Here is an 18,916-nt window from a genome sequence, read left to right as displayed (position 1 = left end):
ATGAAGGGCGTCTCTGCTCGAACAGCTCGGCCGCGCGCATGCGACGGGCCTCGGCCAACTGCGGCCGCGTCAGCGGTAGAACGGAGACATCAGCAACAGCATCCTGCGGCTTGGAAGACACGCCATCATGCTCACACCACCGAAGCCCCAACCACCACAGAACTAACGAAAAACTCAGTAGTCAGGTCATCCACGGCGTCTCCCCCCAGCGGAATTCACAGCGAAGCCCGCCGCCATGATCAGGAACTCTCCTCCGCAAGGTACCTGATGTCACTGAGCCGAGCCCGATAGTGAGTTCGGTCGAGAAGCACCTACTCACTCAGCAACTGACGGTTCGCCGGCCGGGGCTCGCCCAGCAGTCTGCGCGGGCGAACACGCATCGGGCTGCTGCCACCAGGCCACTACAGTCACAGCTTCTTCACCCCGCCGCCATGACGCGGTTGATCGAGCGGTTCTGTGAGTTCGCCGGCCAGTACCCGTCCGCCCCTTCCTTCATTGCGGCGGCGAGCCGCGTGGAGCTGGACACCGAGCGACATCGCAACGGTCGTCGCCCAGCTGGAGGACCCGTTCGAGGTGATGCCTGGGGGCGTGTTCTTCGACCTGCTGAAGCGGGTGTGACGCTCAGCGCGGATCCGGCCGGGTGTCACAAGTCGGTCGGCGGCACGGTCAGTTGTACGTGACCGACACCGACCGTCACCCACACCGACACCCCGGCCGTCGGCTCACCGCTCGGACGACTCGAGCTGCTGCCGCCATCCCTGCCGTCCGCCTTGGAGCCTCCATGCCCGAACAGTCGTCGGCACCCCTCGTCCTGGACCCCGCAGCCTCCGACCACCACGCCGAGCACCAGGCCTTACGCGACCGTGGCCCGGCCACCCGCGTGGACCTCCTGGGTCTGACCGTCTGGTCGGTGACGGACCCCGCCCTCCTCAAGCAACTGCTCACCAGCACGCAGGTCTCCAAGGACGCCCGCGCCCACTGGCCCGCCTACGCCGACACCGTGTCCACGTGGCCCCTGGCTCTGTGGATCGCTGTGGAGAGCATGTTCACGGCGTACGGCGGCGACCACCGCAGGCTGCGCCGGATGGTCGCGCCGGCCCTCAGCGCCCGCCGCGTCCAGGACCTGCTCCCGACCGTGGAGACAATCGTCACGACGCTCCTCGACGACCTCGAAGCGCAGCCTGCCGGAACGAGCGTTGACCTGCGCGAACACTTCGCGTACCCCTTGCCCATCGCGGTACTGGGCCGCCTCATGGGCATCCCCGACAGCCAACTCCAAGGTTTCCGCGACGTGGTGGACGGCGTCTTCGACACCACGGCCACCGCCGTGCAGGCCGCCAAGAACACGGCGTCCCTCTATAAGGCCCTCGACGACCTGATCGCCACCAAGCGAGCCGAACCCGCCGACGACATGACCTCCCTTCTCATCGCCGCGCGCGACCACGAGGGCGACGGCGGCGGTTTCACCGACGGCGAGCTGCGCGACACGCTCCTGCTGATGATCAGCGCCGGTTACGAGACCACAGTGAACGTCATCGACCAGGCGGTCACAGCTCTGCTCACCGACCCCGAACAACTCAGCCACCTCCGCGCGGGCCGGGCGACCTGGGACGACGTCGTGGAGGAGACGCTCCGCCACGAACCCGCCCTCAAGCACCTCCCGCTGCGCTACGCCCTCACGGACATCGCTCTGCCCGACGGCCGGACGATTCCCCGCGGCGAGGCGATCCTCGCCTCCTACGCTGCCGCCAACCGCCACCCCGACTGGCACGGCCCCACCGCCGACCGCTTCGACGTCACCCGCCTGAACAAGGACCACCTGGCGTTCGGCCACGGCGTCCACTTCTGCCTGGGCGCCCCACTGGCCCGGATGGAGGTGGCCACGGCGCTCCGCCTGCTCTTCACCCGCTTCCCGGACATCGAACTTGCTGTTTCTGTTGGCGAGTTGCGGACCCTCCCGACCGCAATCGGTAACGGCCACCGGACCCTGCCGGTTCGCCCCCGCCGTACGACCGGTGACCCCGCCCGCTGACCCGTCCGAACCAGTGCAGACAGTGCGGAGGCCGTTCCGTACGGAACGGCCTCCGCACGCGCGACCGGCGCCAGCAGTCCAACGATCGCAGCAGCCGTGGCACGGGCGAGTGAGGTCGTCCTGGAGGGGTCCGGTCTCTGTGACCGTGATCGTCGAGTCGGCCCCGGGGGTGATGCCAGCTTCAGGAGAGCAGGGTGATCGGTGATGCAGTAGACGCGCGCGCCGCGGGTGCCGTTGGGGCGGCGCAGGCGTTCACGGAGCAGGTAACCGTACTCCTCCAATTCCTTGAGGCTGGTGCGTAGCGCCTCCCGGCCGTCGAGGCCCAGGCGGACGAGGTCGGCGATCGTGACCCGCCACCTACTGCGATGCGTGCCGATGTACCCGAGGATCCCCTTCGCCGGTAGGACAGCCGGCCGCCACGGAACAGGCCGTTGGCGATCTGTGCCAACTGATCAGCGACCATCACGCCCAGGCTGACCCTCGCCCGGCGGCTGCCTCGGTGCGGCGGTGGTTGGAGTGGCGGCCGGTGTCTACCCGTCCGTCCGCGCCGCCCGGCTGTCCCCGACGAAAGCCCTGGCGTCGACGTAGGGTCCGCCCTGGTGCCGAGAACAGAAGGGGAGCGGGCATCCGCTCTCGCCTGGCCGGACATAGGGGCCAGGCGAGAGCGCAACGGCCCCGCACAAGGGGGCCACCATGGCCGTAGACCACAGCACTGACATTGCTGCTGATGCTCAGGTTCCGGTGGTCGTGGCTCGGGCACTGACTGACGTCCTGCTGGACTGTCTTCCGGCTGTACTGTTCGGCCGCCGGGACCTGTTCTCATGGCTCCGGCCGGGCGGAACACGACCCTCCCATGCCGACACCATTCACGTCTCGGTGATCAGCGACAACGGTGGCCACCTCGCGGACGCGGAGTTCAGGACCACCGCCGCCGGATTCGCCGCGGCCCTGTCCTTCCTCAGCGCCCACGGCCACCAGGCGATCGTCCTTTCGACCACGTACCGGAAGATGCCCAGGCCGGAGCCGTGTTCCTGGCCTCGTTCGGCGATGACCGGCCGGATCCCGCGTTGCCGCAGCAGGCGGCGGTACTTGTCGTGGTCGTAGCCGCGGTCGGCGAGCAGGGCGTCCGGCCGCCGACGTGGCCGGCCGACGGCGCCGGAGACCGCGGGGACCTTGTCGAGCAGGGGCAGGAGCTGGGTGACGTCGTTGCGGTTCCCGCCGGTCAGCGACACCGCGAGCGGGATGCCCTGGCCGTCGGTGAGGACGTGGTGCTTGCTGCCCGGCCGTGCACGGTCGACCGGGCTGGGACCGCTTTTGGGCCGCGCCGGGCAGCCCGGACATGGGATGAGCCGATCACCGCCCTCGACCAGTCGAGTTGCTTCGCCGACCGCAGCTTCTTCAGCAGCACCAGGTGCAGCTGGTCCCACACGCCGGCCTCGTTCCAGGCCGCCAGGCGCCGCCAGCACGTCATCCCCGAGCCGAAGCCCAGCTCCTGGGGCAGGTACTCCCACTGGATGCCGGTGTGCAGCACGAACAGGATCCCGCACAACGCCTGCCGGTCCGGCACCCTCGGCCGCCCCGCCACCAGCTTCGGGCTCGGTTTAGGCAGCAACGGCTCGATCAGTGCCCACAGTTCGTCCGAGACGATCCACGGCCGCGACTGTCTCTTCCCCACGCTCCGACCAACGAGCCGACAAGCAGTCAGTCACGCGATCAACGACTTCTGTTAGGACCTCTAAGTGGGCGGTTCGTGAGTATGTGAGTGGTTCTGCTGTCGCCTGATGGTGTGGCGGCAGGGCGGAATCCGCCGGTCCACGGGTGCTGATCTGGCGATGTGATCGGGTGAGTGAACGCAAGCTGTACCCGAGTGACTTATCGGACGAGCAGTGGTCGTTGATCGAGCCGGTGATCACCGCGTGGAAGAACCGGCACCGCTCGGTCAGCGGCCACCAGGGCGCCTACGACATGCGGGAGATCGTGAACGCGATCCTCTACCAGGGGCGGACCGGCTGCCAGTGGGCCTACCTCCCGCACGACCTGCCCCAGAAGAGTGCGACCTACTACTATTTCGCCGCATGGCGCGACGACGGCACTGATCAGGTCATCCATGAACTCCTGCGCTGCCAGATCCGTGAACGCGCCCGCCGATTACTGAGGTTTTCATGGTGGGGTCGGTTGGTCGATAGCCAGGCCGGTGGCGGTGAGGCAGCCGTCGGTCAGGTGGGGTCGGAGTTGGATCCTGCGTAACTCGCGGCGGAGTTTGCGGTCGAGGTCGTGGGGTGTGTCGAAGGCAGTGTTGGCCATGGCCCTGCGCACGAGTGACCAGACAGCCTCGACGGGGTTCAGGTCGGGTGCGTATGAGGGGAGACGGACGGTGGTGAGCCAGTCGTGCTCGGCATCGTACTTTTTCAAGCCCGCTGCCAGGTGGGTGTTGAGATTGTCCCAAACCACCACGATGGGACCGTCGAGCTGGATGTGGGCCCTCACCAGCAGGTCTCGGTAGTCCTGCCAGGAGAAGCTCTTCCGTGCTCCTTTCAGGAGCAGATGCTGACGGGGCCGGTAGATCAGTCTTGCGGTCTCGCCGGGTTTGTAGCAGCACAGCGGGGCGACCGAAGTCCTGCGGCGGGATCTTCCCCGAACGCGGATAACGGGCGTGCGGCCACGTCGTCCCCAGGTCCGGGCCCGGGGCGGAGTCATCGAGAATCCGGCCTCGTCCTCGAAGACGATCCACGCTCCGGACGCCGCCGCGAGCCCTTTACCTGCGGCCACACCTCCTGCCTGGGGACTCCTCTGTGACTGGCGGCGGCATCGGCACTTCCCGAAGATCGGGGCTGATTCGCTGCTGACAGGTAACGCAGGAGAAGACCATCATGGCCGCGATTCTGCGTGAGCCTCTGCTGTCAGCTCCCACCATTTCCGGCTCGGCTCCGCAGCCGGGAGGCGACCCTCGTCGACGCGGTCGGCCAGGTAAATCAAGGTGGCTTGCGGGTCCATACCGAAGGCTGCGGCGACGAGCTTGGGGTCCATGGTGTTCACGAGGTCGAGAAGGCGGGTGCTGCGGATCGTCCGGGGCGGGTAGCCACAGTCGTCAAGTACATGGGAAAGATAGGCAGTTGAGGCCGGGCTTCGCCCGGCCTTCGTTCCTTTGGTGACCACCACGTGCGGGTTGGCCGTCGGCCATGCCTCGCGGTGAGCCATGCAGCGTTGCAGCACGGTCCAGGAGGCGGGGTCCAGTGGGACGGGGTGAGGCCGCTTGCCGAGCCGGATCGTCTGGGCGGCCACGTCGATGTCGGTCATCTGCAACATCCGGACCTCGGCGCTGGAGGCACCATGCAGCAGAGCGAGCATGCCGAGCAGGGCCTCGTGCGGGTGGACATGCTCGCTGGTGGTCCAGCGGCGGAAGAGCTCGCGCTGCTGGTCGAGTGTGAGAGTCCGGCCGCGGAAACCGTTCCGTTCCTTCACGACCAGAGTGCGGGTCGGGTCGATCAGCACGATGTGCTGGGAGCGGGCAAAGCGGAAGAACTGCCGCAGTACCACCAGCCGGCGCTTCCGGGCCTTGGGCAAGGTGGCCAGGCCCACCGCGTGATCGGCGTGGCCGCCGCCCTGGTCACCGCCTGGATCACGCTGCGCAAGGGCGACCACCGGTGCCCCCCGCCGCCCGTACCCGGCTGGAGCGCGTCCGCGCTTCGGCCGGGATCGTGAAGCTCGCCGTCCAGCAGATCGAGGACGAACTGGGCGGTCCGATCGACGCCGAGTTCCTCGCCGAGACGCTGCGCGAGCTGTTCGACGAGGCCGAACCCAAGGGCGGCGTCCTCGGCTCGCTCAACCAGCTGCTGACGACGGCATCGAGGGCCGCCGCGCTCACCCCGCTGGACGACGAGGGCTCCGAGTCCGCCGCCTGCGCGATCGACGAGGCCGCGGCCTTCCTTCTCGACTCCGCCGGGATGCGCCTGCACCTGGCCACCTCCACCCTCCACCCGCAAGGAGAACGCCCGTGAAGACCACCTTCGACGGCACCATGCAGCCGCTCGACACGTCCATCCCCGACCCGGCGCTGATCGTCCTCATCGGGGCGGCGGGGAGCGGCAAGAGCACCTGGCCGTCCACGCAGGTCCCCTGGAGCTCGATCAGTTCAGGGCGATGGTCTCGGACGACTTCTCTGTCAAGTTCAGCGTGTTGAAGGGCCTGGTACGCCTGGCGGGGCGCATGGGCTGGGACTCACAGATGACCCTGTGCGAGAGATGGGTTGACAACATCACGGCACGTGCCAATAATTCATTGCATGTGCCGAGGAGTTCTATGGAAACCACTGATCTGACGGGCGACAGCCTGGTGAAAGTCCTGGCGACCCTCGCCAGTCCACACCGGATGCGTGTACTCGCTGCCCTGGCAACAGGCCCCACCTACGTGAGCCAACTGGCTCGGGACCTAGGAATCAGCAGGGCGCTGCTCCAAGTGCACCTCAAACGGCTGCAGACGGTTGGCCTGGTCTCGGACCACATCGAAGTGTCAGATGACGGCAAGGCGATGAAGTTCTACGAAGTTGTGCCGTTCGCGCTGTGCCTCACGCCGCAAACACTGGTCACCGCATCCGAGTCGCTGACCGACAATGCCGACCGCGGCGAATCCACAAACAAGGGGACCTGAAGCAAATGTCCGATTGGCTCATCGAAGAGATAGTCCTCTTCCTCGTTGTTGGCGCCGTGGTGGTGGCCACGATCTGGCTGGTAGCAGTCAAGCAACGCTCGAAGGCAGAGCTGGCCAGGGACACCAGTTACCGCACGATCGCGGAGCGGGCAGTCGCAACCCAGGAAGCCATGCAGAGAGATCTGGCCAACATGGATGCACGGATGGCCAAGATCGAACGCGTTCTCAAGGATGTGGATTGAGCCACCCCTACACCGGGACGCCGACAGACGCCGTCTACCGCCTTGGCGGGGACGGCGTGCTGACGTCTGTAGGGCCTGGCCTTGACCCTTGATCTTGGACACACGAGACACTGGATCCTGAGGATCTGAGAACGGACATCTCGTGGTCATGAAGAACTATCCGCCGGAGTTCAAGGCGGACGCGGTCGCGTTGTACCAGTCGCGGCCTGAGGCGACGATCCGGCAGGTCGCTGCCGATGTGGGGATCAATCCCGAGCCCCTGCGAAACTGGGTCCGGGCGGCCGGGGCGAGCCGGCCGCGGGGACGCCGTGCGGAGACACCCGCCGAGCCGCCCACGCCGCCTGGAAGCGGAGAACGCCGCGCTGCGTAAAAAGGTCCGTGAGCTGGAGGAAGAACGCGAGATCCTGCGCAAGGCCGCGAAGTATTTCGCCGGGGAGACGCGCTGGTGAACCGCTTCCAGTTCGTCGCCGACCACCGGCGCCGCTACGGCGTGAAGCGGCTGTGCGCCATCCTCGGCATCGCTCGCTCGGGCTTCTACTACTGGCGCAGGACAGTGGCCGTGAGGGCGGCCCGCCAGGCCGCCGACGCGAAGCCCGCTGCCCGGATACGCACGGTTCATCGCGCCTCGGACGGCACCTACGGCGTCCCCAGGATCACCGCCGAGCTCCGGGAGAACGGCGAGGTGGTGAATCACAAGCGCGTCGCCCGGGTCATGAGGACGATCGGGCTGGCCGGGCTCCGCCTGCGCCGCCGGCACCGCACCACCGTCCCCGACCCGGCCGCGGCGAAGGTCCCGGACCTGATCGGCCGCGACTTCACCGCGGACCGGGCGAATACCAAGTACGTCGGCGACATCACCTACCTTCCCCTGGCCGGCGGGAAGTACCGCCATCTTGCGACCGTGATCGACCTCGCCTCGCGGCGCCTGGCGGGTGGGCGATCACCGACCATATGCGGGCCGACCTTGTCATCGACGCCCTGCATGCGGCCGAACGGACCCGCGGCAGCCTCGCCGGCGCTGCTTTCCACAGCGATCACGGGGCCCAGTACTGCAGCCGGGCCTTCGCCGACGCCTGCCGCGAAGCGGGCGTCACCCAGTCCATGAGCGCGATCGGCTCCAGCGCGGACAACGCACTCGCCGAATCGTTCAACGCGACCTGCAAACGAGAGACCCTCCAGGGTCGCCGGGCCTGGGACACGGAACGCGAGGCCCGCCTGGACCTCCTTCGCTGGCTGCACCGCTACAACACCGTCCGACGCCACTCCCGCCTCGGCCACCGCATGCGAATCTTGGTGCTGTCTTGTGTTCAGGCAGGTCGGGCTTCGATGATGCTCAGTGCCGAACCGGTGTCGATGACACGTTGCAGGGTCAGTCCCGCCTCAGTCAGCATTTTCCCGTACTCCTCCCGAGTTCGTTCACGACCGCCCAGCAGTACGAGCATCACCACGTCGTACACCTTGCTGGGGTGGGGTGCGTTTCCGGGCGGGATGAGGTGCTCGATGATCAGCAGCTTGCTGTCCGGTGCCATGGCCCGCCGGCAGCCTCGGAGAACAGCGATGGCATCGGGCTCTGGCCAGTCGTGCAGAATCCATTTGAGGAGATAGACATCGCCTCCCTGAGGGAGCGAGCCGAAGAGGTCACCTCCTGTGAACTCGCAGCGCTCTCTCAGGCCCGCCGCGTCGATCTGCTGCCGCACCACTGGGGCCATGTGCGGCTGGTCGAACAGGACGCCGGCTGTCGAAGGGAAGGCTTCGAGGATCGCCGTGAGCAGGGTGCCGTCGCCCCCGGCCAGGTCGACGACCCTCCGGGCTTCGCTGAAGTCGTAGGCTTCAGTCACTGCCGCGCTGTCCATCCGGGTGACTTCCGCCATGCTTTCGTTGAACAGCGCGCCCATTTCCGGCTCCTCACGGAGCAACGCGAAGAAGGGTTGGCCGAACGACTCGGGGAATGTCGCCGTGCCTGTGAGCAGGCTGTGCCGAGCGTCGGTGAACGCCTGGCTCACCCGCCCGGAGAAGGTGAGCATGGATCGTACGGATTCGGGGTGATCTGAGCGTAGATGCTGCCCGATGTCGGTGAGTTCGAAAACGCCGGTGACCACTTCGCGGCATACCCCGTGGCTGGCCAGCAGGCGCAGCAGGCGTTGGAGGGCGTCGGGGTGTGTTTGGGAGGCTGCTGCCAGCTGCTCCACCGCTTGCGAGCCGTTGGCCAGCAGGTCGGCGATGCCGGCTTCGGCCACCAGGTGCAGCGTTCGGGCGGCGATCATGCTGTCGCTGAGTTGCAGTAGTCGCGCGGCGCCATGGGTGGGAGAGTCCCTGGGGCCTCTCATTGCGTCGGTCCTGTCGTGTCAGCAGTTTGGTCCGGTTGGGTGAGAGCAGGGCGTACGACTGCGTGGCCTTGTGCAGGGTGGTGGAAATGCGGCATGTGGTGCAGGGCACGGAGTACCGGTAGGACGCTGTGGTAGCAGCACACCGAGGAAGGCACGCCGAAGACTTCCGGGCTGCGCAGGAGAAGGGGCAGTTCGGCGCGGAGGTAGGCGAGCGCGGCCTGGTATCGGGCCATGGTTGCACTGGTGGCTGGCCTCTCAGGCCCCAACAGGTGGCGTACGTGGGTATCGCAGGCGTTGGCGAAGCGCTGGTCGGTTTCCAGGGCGTGGTCCAGGTGCTGTCTGGCGCTTTGGTAGCCAGGCAGCGCTGTGCATGCCGACAGGGCTTGCAGGTGGACCTTGTCTGCGGAGGGCAGACGCTCGACGGCGCGGCGGAGGCGGCGCAGTGTGTCTTTGACGGAGCGTTTGGCCCGGGCTTGGGCGTGGTCGGGGCTGCAGCCGTTGGCCTCGTGGAGGCAGGAGAGGTGCAGGTCGGTATAGACGATGTCTACCCGGTCGAAGCGCTGCTGTGCCCAGTCCAGCAGCCCTGCAAGTCTGTCCTGGGTGAAGTAGCCGTTGCCCGGGCTGACACCGATCAGGGCGTGCTCGCCGCGTTGCAGTAGCTGGTTGCAGGCCAGGGTGAATGGCTGGGCCGTGAGAGTTTCCGTGCGAAGGTTCGGTTGTTCAGTCACGGTCCGTCTCCTTCGCGCGCAGCAGTTCAGCGAGGTGGCAGCATGCGTTGTCGAGGAGGGTCTCGAGGTCTCGCTCTTCCATGGCGTCGCTCATGAACGCGTCCAGTTCCAGCGGAAGTCCGTTCAGGCCGTTGTCGCAGGCTGCGAGTTGCCGAGCCAGCGTGAGAGTCCGGCGGGCGGCATCCAGGCAGCGCAGCGGCCCGTAGGCGGGGGGTTCTGTCAGCAGGCCGCGTGCGCTGCTGAGAAGGTATGCCGACAGCAACAGCAGTTCCTCGCCCGCCTGCCGGAGCCGTTCATCGCCACCTGTCATGACGGATCACCTCGCTGTGGTTGCGACGCCGCGCCTGTGTGGTCGTCCGGGCGGGCCGTCCCACGGGAACCACTAGCAGCGTTTGCAGATGTGCGGGGAGCTCCAACAACCGGCCCACGGCCTTGGCGTGGAAGCTTGCGACGGGGCACCCGCCGAGTCCGAGTGCGTGTGCCGCCAGAAGGAGGTTCTCCACGGCCATTGCGACACACAGCAGCCCCACATCCCACGATTGATGGTCTTGGGCCGGGCGGGCTGCGCGGGAGCGGTCGAAGCAGGCAGCGACGATCAGGGGCGGGGTTCCGATGATGCCGGGCGAGAAGGCCTGCACCAGCCGCACCAGGCGAGGTTCCCGCACGGCGACGAAGGCCCACGCTTGTTTGTTGGATGCCGAGGGTGCGGCCAGCGCTGCCTCCATCAGCAGATCAAGCGTGGCGTCTTCGATCTCATCGGGGAGGTACTGCCTGACGACATGCCGAGTGCGGAGTGTCCGCAGCGTCTCGCAGTCCAGCCCGTCCGGCTGGGTGACGCACCTCTCAGACATCACGAATTCTTGCTCTGAGTGATTGCATGGGCACAATACGTAGCATAATGATCGCTATGAACGCGGCGGCATGCCGGGCCGGGAACATCGCTCTTTTGGAGGGGCACCTTTGCTGACATCACCTCCTGCATCTGCCGCTCGCATGTACGAGTTGATCCTCGGAAGCTGGTGCTCCGCCGTCATCGGTGCCGTCGCCGAACTAGGGGTGGCCGACGCCATGTCAGATGAACCCCGATCCGCCACAGCTCTCGCCCAGCAGCTGGGAACCGATCCCGACTGTCTCCACCGGCTGCTAGCCACCGGAACCGATATCGGTCTCTTCCAGGGCCACAACCCGGGACATTTCTCCCTCACCGCCCTCGGCCGTACCATGCGAGACGACACCGCCGATTCCATGCGGGGATTCGCCCGATGGGTCGCAAGCCCAACAGAGCGGGGCTCCACCGCCTACCTGGCTGAGGCCGTCCGTTCCGGCAACGCCGTCTTCGAGCACGCGCACGGCAAGCCGGCCTTCGCCTTCCTGCGCGACAACCCAGGGGTCCAGGCCGTCTTCAACGCCGGCATGTCCGATATCTCGGCGCAGATCACTGCCGGCGTGGTGAGTGCCTACGATTTCTCAGCCCACCACACCCTCGTCGACGTCGGAGGCGGCCAAGGCCGTCTCCTGGCCGCCATCCTTGCAGCGCACCCCCATCTGCAAGGAGTTCTCTACGACCAGCCCGAAGTCGTCGAACAGGCACAGCCCGTGCTGAAGCGGGCCGGGGTCGCCGACCGCTGCCGCGTCCTCGGCGGCGACTTCCTCACCGAGGTCCCCCAAGGAGGCGACGCCTACCTGCTCTCCAGCGTCATCCACAACTGGGACGACGCACAAGCCGCACACATCCTCTCCCTCTGCCGCGACGCCGCATCAACGAAGGGCCGCGTTCTGATGGCAGAAGCCGTCCTCCCCCCGGCCGGCCACCACGCCCTCGCCATCCGACTTCTCGACCTGTCCATGCTCGCCAACTGCAACGGCCGCCAGCGCACCGAGACCGAATTCGCCGACCTCTGCCATCAGGCAGGCCTGTCCCTCGTACGCACACACCAGGCATCGGACATGTGCAGCCTGCTCGAAGCACGCAGACGTTCCTGACAGGCCTTCTTGCCCTTGCCGGCCGCGGCAAGGGTCATCAGCGCTACTGAACTTGACCGGGTGAGGTTCCCCGAGAGGCGGGAAGTGGTGACAGGGAGTCAGATGGGCCTCATGAGAGGAGCCCGCGCGATGCCTGCACCGAGGAAGTACCCGCTGGAGTCGCGTGAGCGTGCGGTCCGGATGTACCGGGCCGCTGAGCCGAAGCCCGTGATCCGCCGCATGGCCGAGGAGCTCGGCGTGCACCACGAGGCCCTGCGCAACTGGATCCGTCAGGCCGAAGCCGACGCCGGTGAACGGAACGGCATGCTCACCACCGAGGAGAAGGAAGAGCTGGCTCAGCTGCGGCGAGAGGTGCGGGAGCTACGCCGGGCGAACGAGGTCCTGCGGACGGCCTCGGCATTTTCGCCGCCCAGCTCGACCCGACCCGGCCCAGGTGATCGCGCTCGTCGACGAGCACCCGCACCTGGGGGTCGAGCCCGTACTCCGGGAACTGAACATCGCCTCCTCCACCTACTACCGCTGGCGCCAGGCCGAGAAGGAGCCGCGTGCGCGACGCCGCCAGGACGCCGAGCTGACAGAGAAGATCCGCCAGGTCCACGCCGACTCCGACGGGATCTACGGCTCACCCCGCGTGCGCGCCGTCCTCAAGCGTGAGGGCGTCCACGTCAATCGCAAGCGCGTCGAGCGGCTCACGGCGCCAGGCCAGCCTGACCGGGATCAGCCCTCGCCGGAGCAAGGGCTTCACTCGCCGGGACCCGGACGCCGATCTGGCCCCTGACCTGGTGCAACGCGACTTCACCGCGAACGGGTCGAACCGACTGTGGGTCACCGACCTGACCATGATCCCCACCGAGGAGAGGCCGCTGTGGCTGTCCGCGAACCGCGACGCGTTCTCCCGCCGCGTCGTGGTCTGGGAGACCTCCGCCCGCGCGGACGCGGCTCGGACGGCGGCATCCTGTACGGCAGCGACATGACCGGGGTGATGCGCGTGCGGCTGCGCTACAGCCATCGCGACCGCTCCGCCCAGCTGAAGTTCACCTTCCAGCCGCCTGAGGCGGCGATGCCGCGACGCTGGTGCCCGCGCTCAGACTGCTCAGCCAGGCCACGGCCGGCCATTTCGTGGAGCTGGCCTTCGCCGGTGAGCCGGCCGGCCGGGTGCGGGCGCCGGTCAGCACCGGGATGACGCCTGCGGGCTGGGATTCGGGCGAGGCCCGGCTGTGGGCCGACGCCTTCGACGACCTGAGTCGGCTACAGAGCAGGACGGGCCGCTTCTTCCCGGTCCCCGACAACTTCACCCAACGCGATGCGCGCGAGGTCAAGGACATGCTCGCCCTTCTCGACGGGGAGGAGACCGTGCTGCGGGGCAGCACCGTGTCGGTGGGCGTCGACAGCGCCGAGGCCCTCGACAAACTGGGCGACATCCGCGCCGGGATGTTCCGCGTCACCGCCGGCTACCAGGGCCTGCTCGTCACCCTCGGCGAGCAGCAGATCGATCTCGGGCCCTGCACCGAGATCTACACGATGGACAAGATCCTCAACATGAAGGAGGCGCGGCGGGACCTCGCCGCGCACGGGCACGCGACCGTGACGATGCGCGTCGCCAAGCACTTCCCGCCCGTGCGCTACCTCGGGCCCCTGCGCGACAGCGGCACCGAAGGCTGACAGATGAGACCGCCGCGCCGGATCCCACGGGCACGATCAGAACGTGGGCGCGGCGGTTCGGGACCACGCTGCACCCTGGCCGCAAGGGCGCTCGTGGGGCGTACATCTCGCGTGCCAACCGCGCACTGAAGGCGCATCCTGCCCGGACAGGGCCGTGGGGGCCAGGTCGGGCCTTCCGAGCGTGCTGCCGTCCACGCACGTTTCCTCTACTCGAAGTAGAGGAGCGCGGTAGAGTCGGGGTATGGCAGCAGACGAGACGAGCATCAAGGTGGGCACGGCCGCGCGGGACCGGCTCGCCCAGCTGGCCGCCGAGCACGGCACCACCATCCGCAACCTGGTCGAGGAACTCGCGCAGAGCACGCCGACGCAGGCGGAGTACGCGGAACGCGCCGAGCTGGCCCGCGCCGAGCTGGCCTCCGCGCTCGGCAACGCACCGAGCCCGGAGGCCGAGGCGAAGGCCCGAACCCTGCTGGAGCGCCTCGGCGGCACCGCGCACGGTCCGCGGGCAGCCGCGTAGTGGCGCCGATCGCGGTCGTCCTGGACCACACGACCGCAGGAGCGCTGTACGACCCGAAGGACCCGTTCAACGAGGCGGTCGCCGCGTTCTACGTCCAGGCCTCCGGCGGCCTCGGGGACCTGTACGCGCCGGTGCTGTCCCTGACGGCAGGCGACGCCGAACGCCCCGGGCTGCTCGCCTACATCAAGGGACTGCGGTTCATCAGCATCGAGGCGTTCGACACCGACGCCGCGGTCACCGCCACCGAACTGCTGCGCTTCGGGCACTCCTGGACCGCCGTCCACGCCATCCACACCGCCCGCCCCTCCGCCGCCCACCCCGCCGGCCGGTACCTTCTCACCCTGACACCGAAGGCGTACGCGGGCACCGGCGTCCAAGCCGTCCACCCCGACCAGTAGCCGCCGGCCGCCCGGCGGCAGACCGTCACGCTCGTCGCGTGCAGGCAGAAGGCGCCTTTCCGGAAGACGTGCAGAGGGCGCGGGCACCGACGGGGGTGAAGAGGGGCCAGGGGACTCGATGGGCACCTGGGTGGGGTAGAGGAGGGGGCGTGTCACACGGCGGGGCGGCCCGTGCGGAAGGCAGTCACCAGGAGTGTGTCGGCGGCGCGCGGTCCGGTTCCGCCGGGCAGGGTCTCGGTGCTGGCGCGTTCCTCGCCATCCACTACGGCGCCTTCGTCGCCCAGATGCTCCACGCCCACGGCTACGGCCCCGACTGCGGGCGTTCCGTCACCAAGGCGGCCGTCGACAAAGGACTCTGGCTGGAGTGCCCGCGCGGCTGCGGCTACCGGGGCGCCCGCGAGTCCATCAACAACCACGTCAACCGGCAGCACCGCGAGAAGTGAGGACAGCATGATCAGGATCGGTCAGATCTATCGCAGCCTCGGTGACCCGTACCCCTACGACGAGCCGCGCCGCCTCAAGGTCGTCGGCCTCCCCGTCACCACGCCCAGCCCCTACGGATTCGGCAAGGTCGACGTCGTCACCCTCACCGAATCCGGCAGGGAGATCCGCCGCCGCGCCATCGAGGCCACCCAGCTCCACGACAGCCCGACCACCCGCAACGGCAAACCCCGTCGCACCGGCTACGTACTCGAAACCGCCACCGAGAAGTGAGGAGCCGGCCATGAGCACCCCGCCCGAACTCCGCGCCCGTGCTACCGAACTGGAGCAGCGGGCACCCCCGATCACCGCTGGCCCGCCCACCGACGACGAACGGATGTGGCTGGAGAAGGCCGCCGCCCTCCGCGCCGAAGCCGACCGACTCGAAGCCGTTGACTGCGCCACCGAGAAGTGAGGAACCAACCATGACCGCCCTTACCTACATGCCTCCCGTGGGTGGCGCGAAGCAGACTCACCCCGAGATCACGGACCACTGCCGCCCAGGCGGCGAGAAGACCTACCCCGAGCACAGCTACGCCGCTGCCAAGCCCACGCGCTGCCGCCGCTGCGGCGCCACCGAGAAGTGAGGGCCGTAGCCCTCCAAACGCAACGGTGCCCCGCCTGAGGAAAGCAGGCGGAGCACCGTCGTACACGCTAACCCAACACGTCCTCCGCCATGATGGGGACGCCGTGCAGCCGCGCTCCGCGTCCTCACCGCCTGCGCCGTCCCGGTCAGCAAGGTGCGACTGACCGGCTTCCTGCCCGTGTGGTGCCCGCGGCCGGACACCGGCTGCGGGCCGGGAGCGCTCGGTATCGCCCGCGCGCGGCAACTGCGGAACTGGACCACTGACGGATGACGGAGGGGCAGGGCGGCGAAGCCGCGGCGGCCCGAACCCAGCGCGGCCGACCGGCACTGCGACGGACCAGCACGAGCAGGGCACACCTCGCTCCGACGCCGCGGTCCCGGCCAGGGTGCCCGGCAGCGGCGGTAGGTCAGCAGCGGCGTGGCGGGAGCCGGCGCGCGACGGCGGGGGCCGGACGGCGGGCAGCGAGCGGACGGCGAGCCGAGCAGCAGAACCGGTGCCGGGCGCGCGGGGACGCGCCGACCGATACCCCGGGAGGCCGTGCGCAGCGGCCGCCGGCCGCGTCGTAGCCGGTCCCGATGGCGGCGGCCCGGTCCACCACGCCCGCCCACCTCAGTCTGCTCACATCGGTATCGGCACGAGCGCGGCGACCGCGGACACGGCGGGACCGGTGATGAGGCCGGGACCGCACGGGGCGACGGGCGGACCGGGACGACCGGGCGGGACGGGCAAAGGTCGCACAAGGTGGTCCGGCTCCGGCTCGGCATGACCGGGCAGTCGGCGAGTGCGGGCCCGGGGCGCACCAAGCACGATGGGAAGGGCGGCGGGCGGATCGTCAGAGGCGGAATCCGCGGTCGGGGTCTCGGGCGTTGTCCGCGCTGAAGGGCTCGAACCACTCGTCGGCTGCGAGGTTCACCATGCCCATGGCCTGGTGGATGTCGCTGTCCGGGGCTTCCATGCCGTCGAGTCGGGCATCGAAGAGCATCAGCACGTCGTGGTCCTCGAACAGGTCGTCCGAGCAGCCCTGCCAGTCGTAGTCGGCACTGTTCTGAGGCAGGTCGGCGACGAGAGCACGCACGGCGTTCGGGCGGTCGGCCGTGATCGACCGGGCCAGGTCGATCATCAGGTGGAGAGCCATCTCCTCGCCCGTGCACCGAGGCCCCGCCCAGGTCTCGCCCGCCGCCTGAAGGTCGCCAGCCAGGTCGTCGAAGGCCCGGGCCATCTGCCTGCGCCACCGCCCGCCGCAGCGCAGCGTGATCGCCGGGAGCCGGCCGAACACTCCGCCGGCGCCGCGTGGCAGGGGGTCGTCGCCGAGCGCTGTCGCCTCCTGCCAGGCCAGAGCGGACAGTTCGTTGCCCGCCAGGCGCAGCACGGCGGCCGTGCGGGCGGTCAGTACGCCCTCGTCGTCCTCCGTCCTGCATGGCTCCGAGCCGCTGGGACGAGAAGAGCTGATCTTCCCTGAGAGCGCGGAGCGCTCGATGTGGTTCGTCGTCCACAGCGTTCTCATCAACGAGGGTGCTTCGACGGCCCGCGTCCGCATCATGGGCGACGCCCAGTTCATTGAGGGTGAGTCTCCCCTGCTGCCTGGCCAAGTGCTGACGGTGCCGCCCCTGAGCTCAGCGGCTCGCAGGGAGGACTACTTGTACCAGATGCACATATTGCGGCCCGGTCAATCCGCGCTGATCCGGTGGGCCGCTCCCATGAGCGTCGCTGCGTGGACCGCAAATCATGACCACGGAGTTCCGCCCGAAGCGAGCGTGATTGTCGAATCTTTTGATCACGCAGCCCATGGCGTCACCGATCGCATCAAGCTGAGTATCACCGCTCGGGTTCTACAGCCTGTCCCCGGACGCGACGGCCATTGGGCACTGACCACCACCGAACCCCGAGAAGCCGACGTCGTCGTCTGGCCGACCGAACGTGAGTACCGCAGCGAACCGGACGCGTAAACGTCATCTATTTGGCCGGCGGCGCGAGCGCACGACGGGAAATCCCCTGGCCAGCGATGCGAGCGCAACGCTGGCGTCAGTCTCCATGTCAGCGGTCGGTGTCGGGCACAGATCTAGGTGTTCTGTCCCGGGAGGTTGTGGACGGGTGAGCCAGGTCTCGGCTGAGGGATCTTGAACAGGTGAGGGCCTTCCGGTTCGGTGTGGATTGCGACGTCTACACCTGACCGAAAGGCCCTCGTGCCCCACCGTAATGCACCCCTGACCGAGACCGGACGGCTGCGCCTGGCTCGCTGCGTGGTCGAGGACGGCTGGCCCCTGCGCCGGGCCGCCGAGCGCTTCCAGGTCTCGCCGACCACGGCCCAGCGCTGGGCCGACCGCTACCGGCGGTCCGGCAAAGCCGGCATGCGCGACCGCTCCTCCCGCCCGCACACCAGCCCACGCCGCACCCCGACCCGCACCGAACGCCGGATCATCAAAGTCCGTGTCCTGCGCCGCTGGGGACCGGCCCGCATCGCACACCTGCTGCACCTGGTGCCCTCGACCGTGCACCGCGTGCTGACCCGCTTCGGCCTGGCCCGCCTCACACACCTGGACCGGACCACCGGCCGGGTCATCCGCCGCTACGAACGCGCCAAGCCCGGCGAACTGGTCCACGTCGACATCAAGAAACTCGGCAACATCCCCGACGGCGGCGGGCACAAGGCCCTGGGCCGGCAGGCAGGCCGCAAGAACCGCGCCGGCGGCGGCTACAGCTACCTGCACACCGCCGTCGACGACCACTCCCGCCTCGCCTACAGCGAGATCCACGCGGACGAGAAGAAGGAGACCGCCACGGGCTTCTGGACCCGTGCCCACGCCTACTTCACCGAGTGCGGGATCACGGTCGAGCGGGTGCTGACCGACAACGGTTCCTGCTACCGCTCACGCGACTGGCGAGACCTGCTGGCAGCGGCCGACATCGCCCACAAGCGCACCCGGCCCTACCGCCCGCAGACCAACGGCAAGGTCGAACGCTTCAACCGCACCCTGCTCGACGAATGGGCCTACGCCCGCCCCTACCGGTCAGAAGCCGAGCGCCGCGAAGCGTTCCCGCAATGGCTGCACACCTACAATCACCACCGCGGACACACCGCACTGAAGGGCCAACCACCCGCCAGCCGCGTCCCCAACCTCACAGGTCAATACATCTAGGCCGTGTTTTAGGTAGCGCGGGCGGCCAGCCACTTGATGAGGTCGCCTGCGATCTGATTGATGCTGGTCTGGGTGGCGACGTCGTGCTCACGCCGACTGGTGTCACTCCGGACGATCTCGTAGCTGCCCTCGTCCAGCACCGCGACGGAGGCGAACCAAGCGGGATCGTCCTCGTC

At 68.3% G+C, this 18,916-nt stretch carries 24 protein-coding genes and 4 pseudogenes; 20 read left to right on the top strand and 8 right to left on the bottom strand.

Translation table 11 applies throughout. The features are described 5' to 3' along the window. The first annotated feature begins 495 nt into the window (after positions 1-495). Positions 496-618 carry a hypothetical protein gene (locus KUM32_RS44745; RefSeq protein WP_302185171.1) on the top strand — a complete coding sequence of 41 codons (123 nt, stop codon included), beginning with the start codon at positions 496-498 and terminating at the stop codon, positions 616-618. A gap of 163 nt (positions 619-781) precedes the next feature. Then, positions 782-2,032: a cytochrome P450 gene (locus KUM32_RS22740; protein WP_217143785.1), complete on the top strand. Its 1,251-nt coding sequence runs from the start codon at positions 782-784 to the stop codon at positions 2,030-2,032. Between the two features lie 916 nt (positions 2,033-2,948). On the opposite strand, the pseudogene KUM32_RS43665 reads toward KUM32_RS22740, so the two are convergent. Then, positions 2,949-3,707, bottom strand: a pseudogene (locus KUM32_RS43665) (IS5 family transposase). A gap of 167 nt (positions 3,708-3,874) precedes the next feature. Here KUM32_RS43665 and KUM32_RS22730 point away from each other — a divergent pair. Further along, positions 3,875-4,183, top strand: a pseudogene (locus tag KUM32_RS22730) (transposase); the annotation flags it as partial. A gap of 9 nt (positions 4,184-4,192) precedes the next feature. Here the strand turns inward: KUM32_RS22730 and KUM32_RS22725 are convergent. Both KUM32_RS22725 and KUM32_RS22720 read right to left on the bottom strand, forming a co-directional pair. Next, complete coding sequence (locus KUM32_RS22725; protein WP_254405974.1) at positions 4,193-4,729, bottom strand: transposase; 537 nt, start codon at positions 4,727-4,729, stop codon at positions 4,193-4,195. A 171-nt stretch (positions 4,730-4,900) separates the two neighbouring features. Next, positions 4,901-5,674, bottom strand: a complete 774-nt coding sequence (locus KUM32_RS22720; protein WP_254405968.1) for a hypothetical protein — start codon at positions 5,672-5,674, stop codon at positions 4,901-4,903. 2 nt (positions 5,675-5,676) lie between these two features. On the opposite strand from KUM32_RS22720, the gene KUM32_RS22715 reads away from it, so the two are divergent. From KUM32_RS22715 to KUM32_RS22695, 4 genes and pseudogenes are all read left to right on the top strand, one after another. Beyond that, positions 5,677-6,030, top strand: a complete 354-nt coding sequence (locus KUM32_RS22715; protein ID WP_217143782.1) for a hypothetical protein — start codon at positions 5,677-5,679, stop codon at positions 6,028-6,030. A gap of 142 nt (positions 6,031-6,172) precedes the next feature. After that, the gene (locus KUM32_RS22705) at positions 6,173-6,679 is read left to right on the top strand and encodes a winged helix-turn-helix domain-containing protein (protein ID WP_308408697.1); all 507 of its coding nucleotides are present in this window, start codon (positions 6,173-6,175) and stop codon (positions 6,677-6,679) included. A 5-nt stretch (positions 6,680-6,684) separates the two neighbouring features. After that, positions 6,685-6,921 (top strand): hypothetical protein, encoded by a 237-nt coding sequence (locus KUM32_RS22700; RefSeq protein ID WP_217143781.1) that lies wholly within the window; start codon positions 6,685-6,687, stop codon positions 6,919-6,921. A gap of 142 nt (positions 6,922-7,063) precedes the next feature. Then, positions 7,064-8,196 (top strand): annotated as a pseudogene (locus tag KUM32_RS22695) (IS3 family transposase); the annotation flags it as partial. 32 nt (positions 8,197-8,228) lie between these two features. Here KUM32_RS22695 and KUM32_RS22690 read toward each other — a convergent pair. The 4 genes from KUM32_RS22690 to KUM32_RS22675 are packed head-to-tail and all read right to left on the bottom strand — an operon-like array spanning position 8,229 to position 10,827. Further along, entirely contained in the window at positions 8,229-9,185 is a 957-nt protein-coding gene (locus KUM32_RS22690) for a methyltransferase (RefSeq protein ID WP_217143780.1), read from the bottom strand. A 59-nt stretch (positions 9,186-9,244) separates the two neighbouring features. Then, positions 9,245-9,976 (bottom strand): tRNA-dependent cyclodipeptide synthase, encoded by a 732-nt coding sequence (locus KUM32_RS22685; RefSeq protein WP_217143779.1) that lies wholly within the window; start codon positions 9,974-9,976, stop codon positions 9,245-9,247. Further along, on the bottom strand, positions 9,969-10,286 hold the full coding sequence (locus tag KUM32_RS22680; protein ID WP_217143778.1) for a DUF6092 family protein: 318 nt from the start codon (positions 10,284-10,286) through the stop codon (positions 9,969-9,971). The genes KUM32_RS22685 and KUM32_RS22680 overlap by 8 nt, the downstream gene beginning before the upstream one ends. Then, positions 10,270-10,827, bottom strand: a complete 558-nt coding sequence (locus KUM32_RS22675; RefSeq protein WP_217143777.1) for a nitroreductase family protein — start codon at positions 10,825-10,827, stop codon at positions 10,270-10,272. Before KUM32_RS22675 ends, KUM32_RS22680 begins: the two co-directional genes overlap by 17 nt. Positions 10,828-10,969: 142 nt before the next feature. Between KUM32_RS22675 and KUM32_RS22670 the strand changes: the two genes are divergently transcribed. The 11 genes and pseudogenes from KUM32_RS22670 (at position 10,970) to KUM32_RS22625 (ending at position 15,603) form a co-directional block, all read left to right on the top strand. After that, positions 10,970-11,959 carry a methyltransferase gene (locus KUM32_RS22670; protein ID WP_217143776.1) on the top strand — a complete coding sequence of 330 codons (990 nt, stop codon included), beginning with the start codon at positions 10,970-10,972 and terminating at the stop codon, positions 11,957-11,959. Positions 11,960-12,061: 102 nt separating this feature from the next. Further along, positions 12,062-12,322 (top strand): annotated as a pseudogene (locus KUM32_RS45360) (transposase); the annotation flags it as partial. Positions 12,323-12,392: 70 nt separating this feature from the next. Next, positions 12,393-12,737 (top strand): IS3 family transposase, encoded by a 345-nt coding sequence (locus KUM32_RS45010; protein ID WP_308408696.1) that lies wholly within the window; start codon positions 12,393-12,395, stop codon positions 12,735-12,737. Positions 12,738-12,741: 4 nt separating this feature from the next. Next, the gene (locus KUM32_RS22660; protein WP_217143789.1) at positions 12,742-12,933 is read left to right on the top strand and encodes a DDE-type integrase/transposase/recombinase; all 192 of its coding nucleotides are present in this window, start codon (positions 12,742-12,744) and stop codon (positions 12,931-12,933) included. A 100-nt stretch (positions 12,934-13,033) separates the two neighbouring features. Then, on the top strand, positions 13,034-13,621 hold the full coding sequence (locus KUM32_RS22655) for a hypothetical protein (RefSeq protein ID WP_254405967.1): 588 nt from the start codon (positions 13,034-13,036) through the stop codon (positions 13,619-13,621). A gap of 241 nt (positions 13,622-13,862) precedes the next feature. Then, positions 13,863-14,138, top strand: a complete 276-nt coding sequence (locus KUM32_RS22650) for a hypothetical protein (RefSeq protein ID WP_217143775.1) — start codon at positions 13,863-13,865, stop codon at positions 14,136-14,138. Continuing rightward, a complete protein-coding gene (locus KUM32_RS22645; RefSeq protein WP_217143774.1) occupies positions 14,138-14,536 on the top strand; it encodes a hypothetical protein in 399 nt (132 codons plus the stop codon). Before KUM32_RS22650 ends, KUM32_RS22645 begins: the two co-directional genes overlap by 1 nt. Positions 14,537-14,685: 149 nt before the next feature. Further along, positions 14,686-14,979, top strand: a complete 294-nt coding sequence (locus KUM32_RS22640; RefSeq protein WP_217143788.1) for a hypothetical protein — start codon at positions 14,686-14,688, stop codon at positions 14,977-14,979. A gap of 7 nt (positions 14,980-14,986) precedes the next feature. Further along, positions 14,987-15,250, top strand: a complete 264-nt coding sequence (locus tag KUM32_RS22635) for a hypothetical protein (RefSeq protein WP_217143773.1) — start codon at positions 14,987-14,989, stop codon at positions 15,248-15,250. Between the two features lie 10 nt (positions 15,251-15,260). Continuing rightward, on the top strand, positions 15,261-15,431 hold the full coding sequence (locus tag KUM32_RS22630) for a hypothetical protein (RefSeq protein ID WP_217143772.1): 171 nt from the start codon (positions 15,261-15,263) through the stop codon (positions 15,429-15,431). 10 nt (positions 15,432-15,441) lie between these two features. Beyond that, positions 15,442-15,603 (top strand): hypothetical protein, encoded by a 162-nt coding sequence (locus tag KUM32_RS22625; RefSeq protein ID WP_217143771.1) that lies wholly within the window; start codon positions 15,442-15,444, stop codon positions 15,601-15,603. Between the two features lie 832 nt (positions 15,604-16,435). Here KUM32_RS22625 and KUM32_RS22620 read toward each other — a convergent pair. Then, on the bottom strand, positions 16,436-17,107 hold the full coding sequence (locus tag KUM32_RS22620) for a hypothetical protein (RefSeq protein ID WP_217143770.1): 672 nt from the start codon (positions 17,105-17,107) through the stop codon (positions 16,436-16,438). Here KUM32_RS22620 and KUM32_RS22615 point away from each other — a divergent pair. Next, complete coding sequence (locus KUM32_RS22615; RefSeq protein ID WP_217143769.1) at positions 17,079-17,549, top strand: hypothetical protein; 471 nt, start codon at positions 17,079-17,081, stop codon at positions 17,547-17,549. The two genes, KUM32_RS22620 and KUM32_RS22615, sit on opposite strands and share 29 nt — an antisense overlap. 237 nt (positions 17,550-17,786) lie before the next feature. Continuing rightward, positions 17,787-18,740 (top strand): IS481 family transposase, encoded by a 954-nt coding sequence (locus KUM32_RS22610; RefSeq protein ID WP_217143768.1) that lies wholly within the window; start codon positions 17,787-17,789, stop codon positions 18,738-18,740. Positions 18,741-18,916 lie beyond the last annotated feature (176 nt).

This window comes from Streptomyces sp. AC627_RSS907 (assembly GCF_019049165.1).
The sequence above is the reverse complement of the archived record's forward strand: the minus strand, read 5'-3'. Positions and strand labels throughout refer to the sequence as shown.

Bases quoted from the DNA above. Each gene is read 5' to 3' on its own strand.
- KUM32_RS22630 (WP_217143772.1), top strand. From the start codon at position 15,261: ATGAGCACCCCGCCCGAACTCCGCGCCCGTGCTACCGAACTGGAGCAG.
- KUM32_RS22675 (WP_217143777.1), bottom strand. From the start codon at position 10,827: ATGTCTGAGAGGTGCGTCACCCAGCCGGACGGGCTGGACTGCGAGACG.
- KUM32_RS22650 (WP_217143775.1), top strand. From the start codon at position 13,863: ATGGCAGCAGACGAGACGAGCATCAAGGTGGGCACGGCCGCGCGGGAC.
- KUM32_RS22635 (WP_217143773.1), top strand. From the start codon at position 14,987: ATGATCAGGATCGGTCAGATCTATCGCAGCCTCGGTGACCCGTACCCC.
- KUM32_RS22740 (WP_217143785.1), top strand. From the start codon at position 782: ATGCCCGAACAGTCGTCGGCACCCCTCGTCCTGGACCCCGCAGCCTCC.
- KUM32_RS22615 (WP_217143769.1), top strand. From the start codon at position 17,079: ATGTGGTTCGTCGTCCACAGCGTTCTCATCAACGAGGGTGCTTCGACG.
- KUM32_RS22705 (WP_308408697.1), top strand. From the start codon at position 6,173: ATGGTCTCGGACGACTTCTCTGTCAAGTTCAGCGTGTTGAAGGGCCTG.
- KUM32_RS22620 (WP_217143770.1), bottom strand. From the start codon at position 17,107: ATGAGAACGCTGTGGACGACGAACCACATCGAGCGCTCCGCGCTCTCA.
- KUM32_RS22700 (WP_217143781.1), top strand. From the start codon at position 6,685: ATGTCCGATTGGCTCATCGAAGAGATAGTCCTCTTCCTCGTTGTTGGC.
- KUM32_RS22690 (WP_217143780.1), bottom strand. From the start codon at position 9,185: ATGATCGCCGCCCGAACGCTGCACCTGGTGGCCGAAGCCGGCATCGCC.
- KUM32_RS22625 (WP_217143771.1), top strand. From the start codon at position 15,442: ATGACCGCCCTTACCTACATGCCTCCCGTGGGTGGCGCGAAGCAGACT.
- KUM32_RS22680 (WP_217143778.1), bottom strand. From the start codon at position 10,286: ATGACAGGTGGCGATGAACGGCTCCGGCAGGCGGGCGAGGAACTGCTG.
- KUM32_RS22725 (WP_254405974.1), bottom strand. From the start codon at position 4,729: ATGACTCCGCCCCGGGCCCGGACCTGGGGACGACGTGGCCGCACGCCC.
- KUM32_RS22670 (WP_217143776.1), top strand. From the start codon at position 10,970: ATGTACGAGTTGATCCTCGGAAGCTGGTGCTCCGCCGTCATCGGTGCC.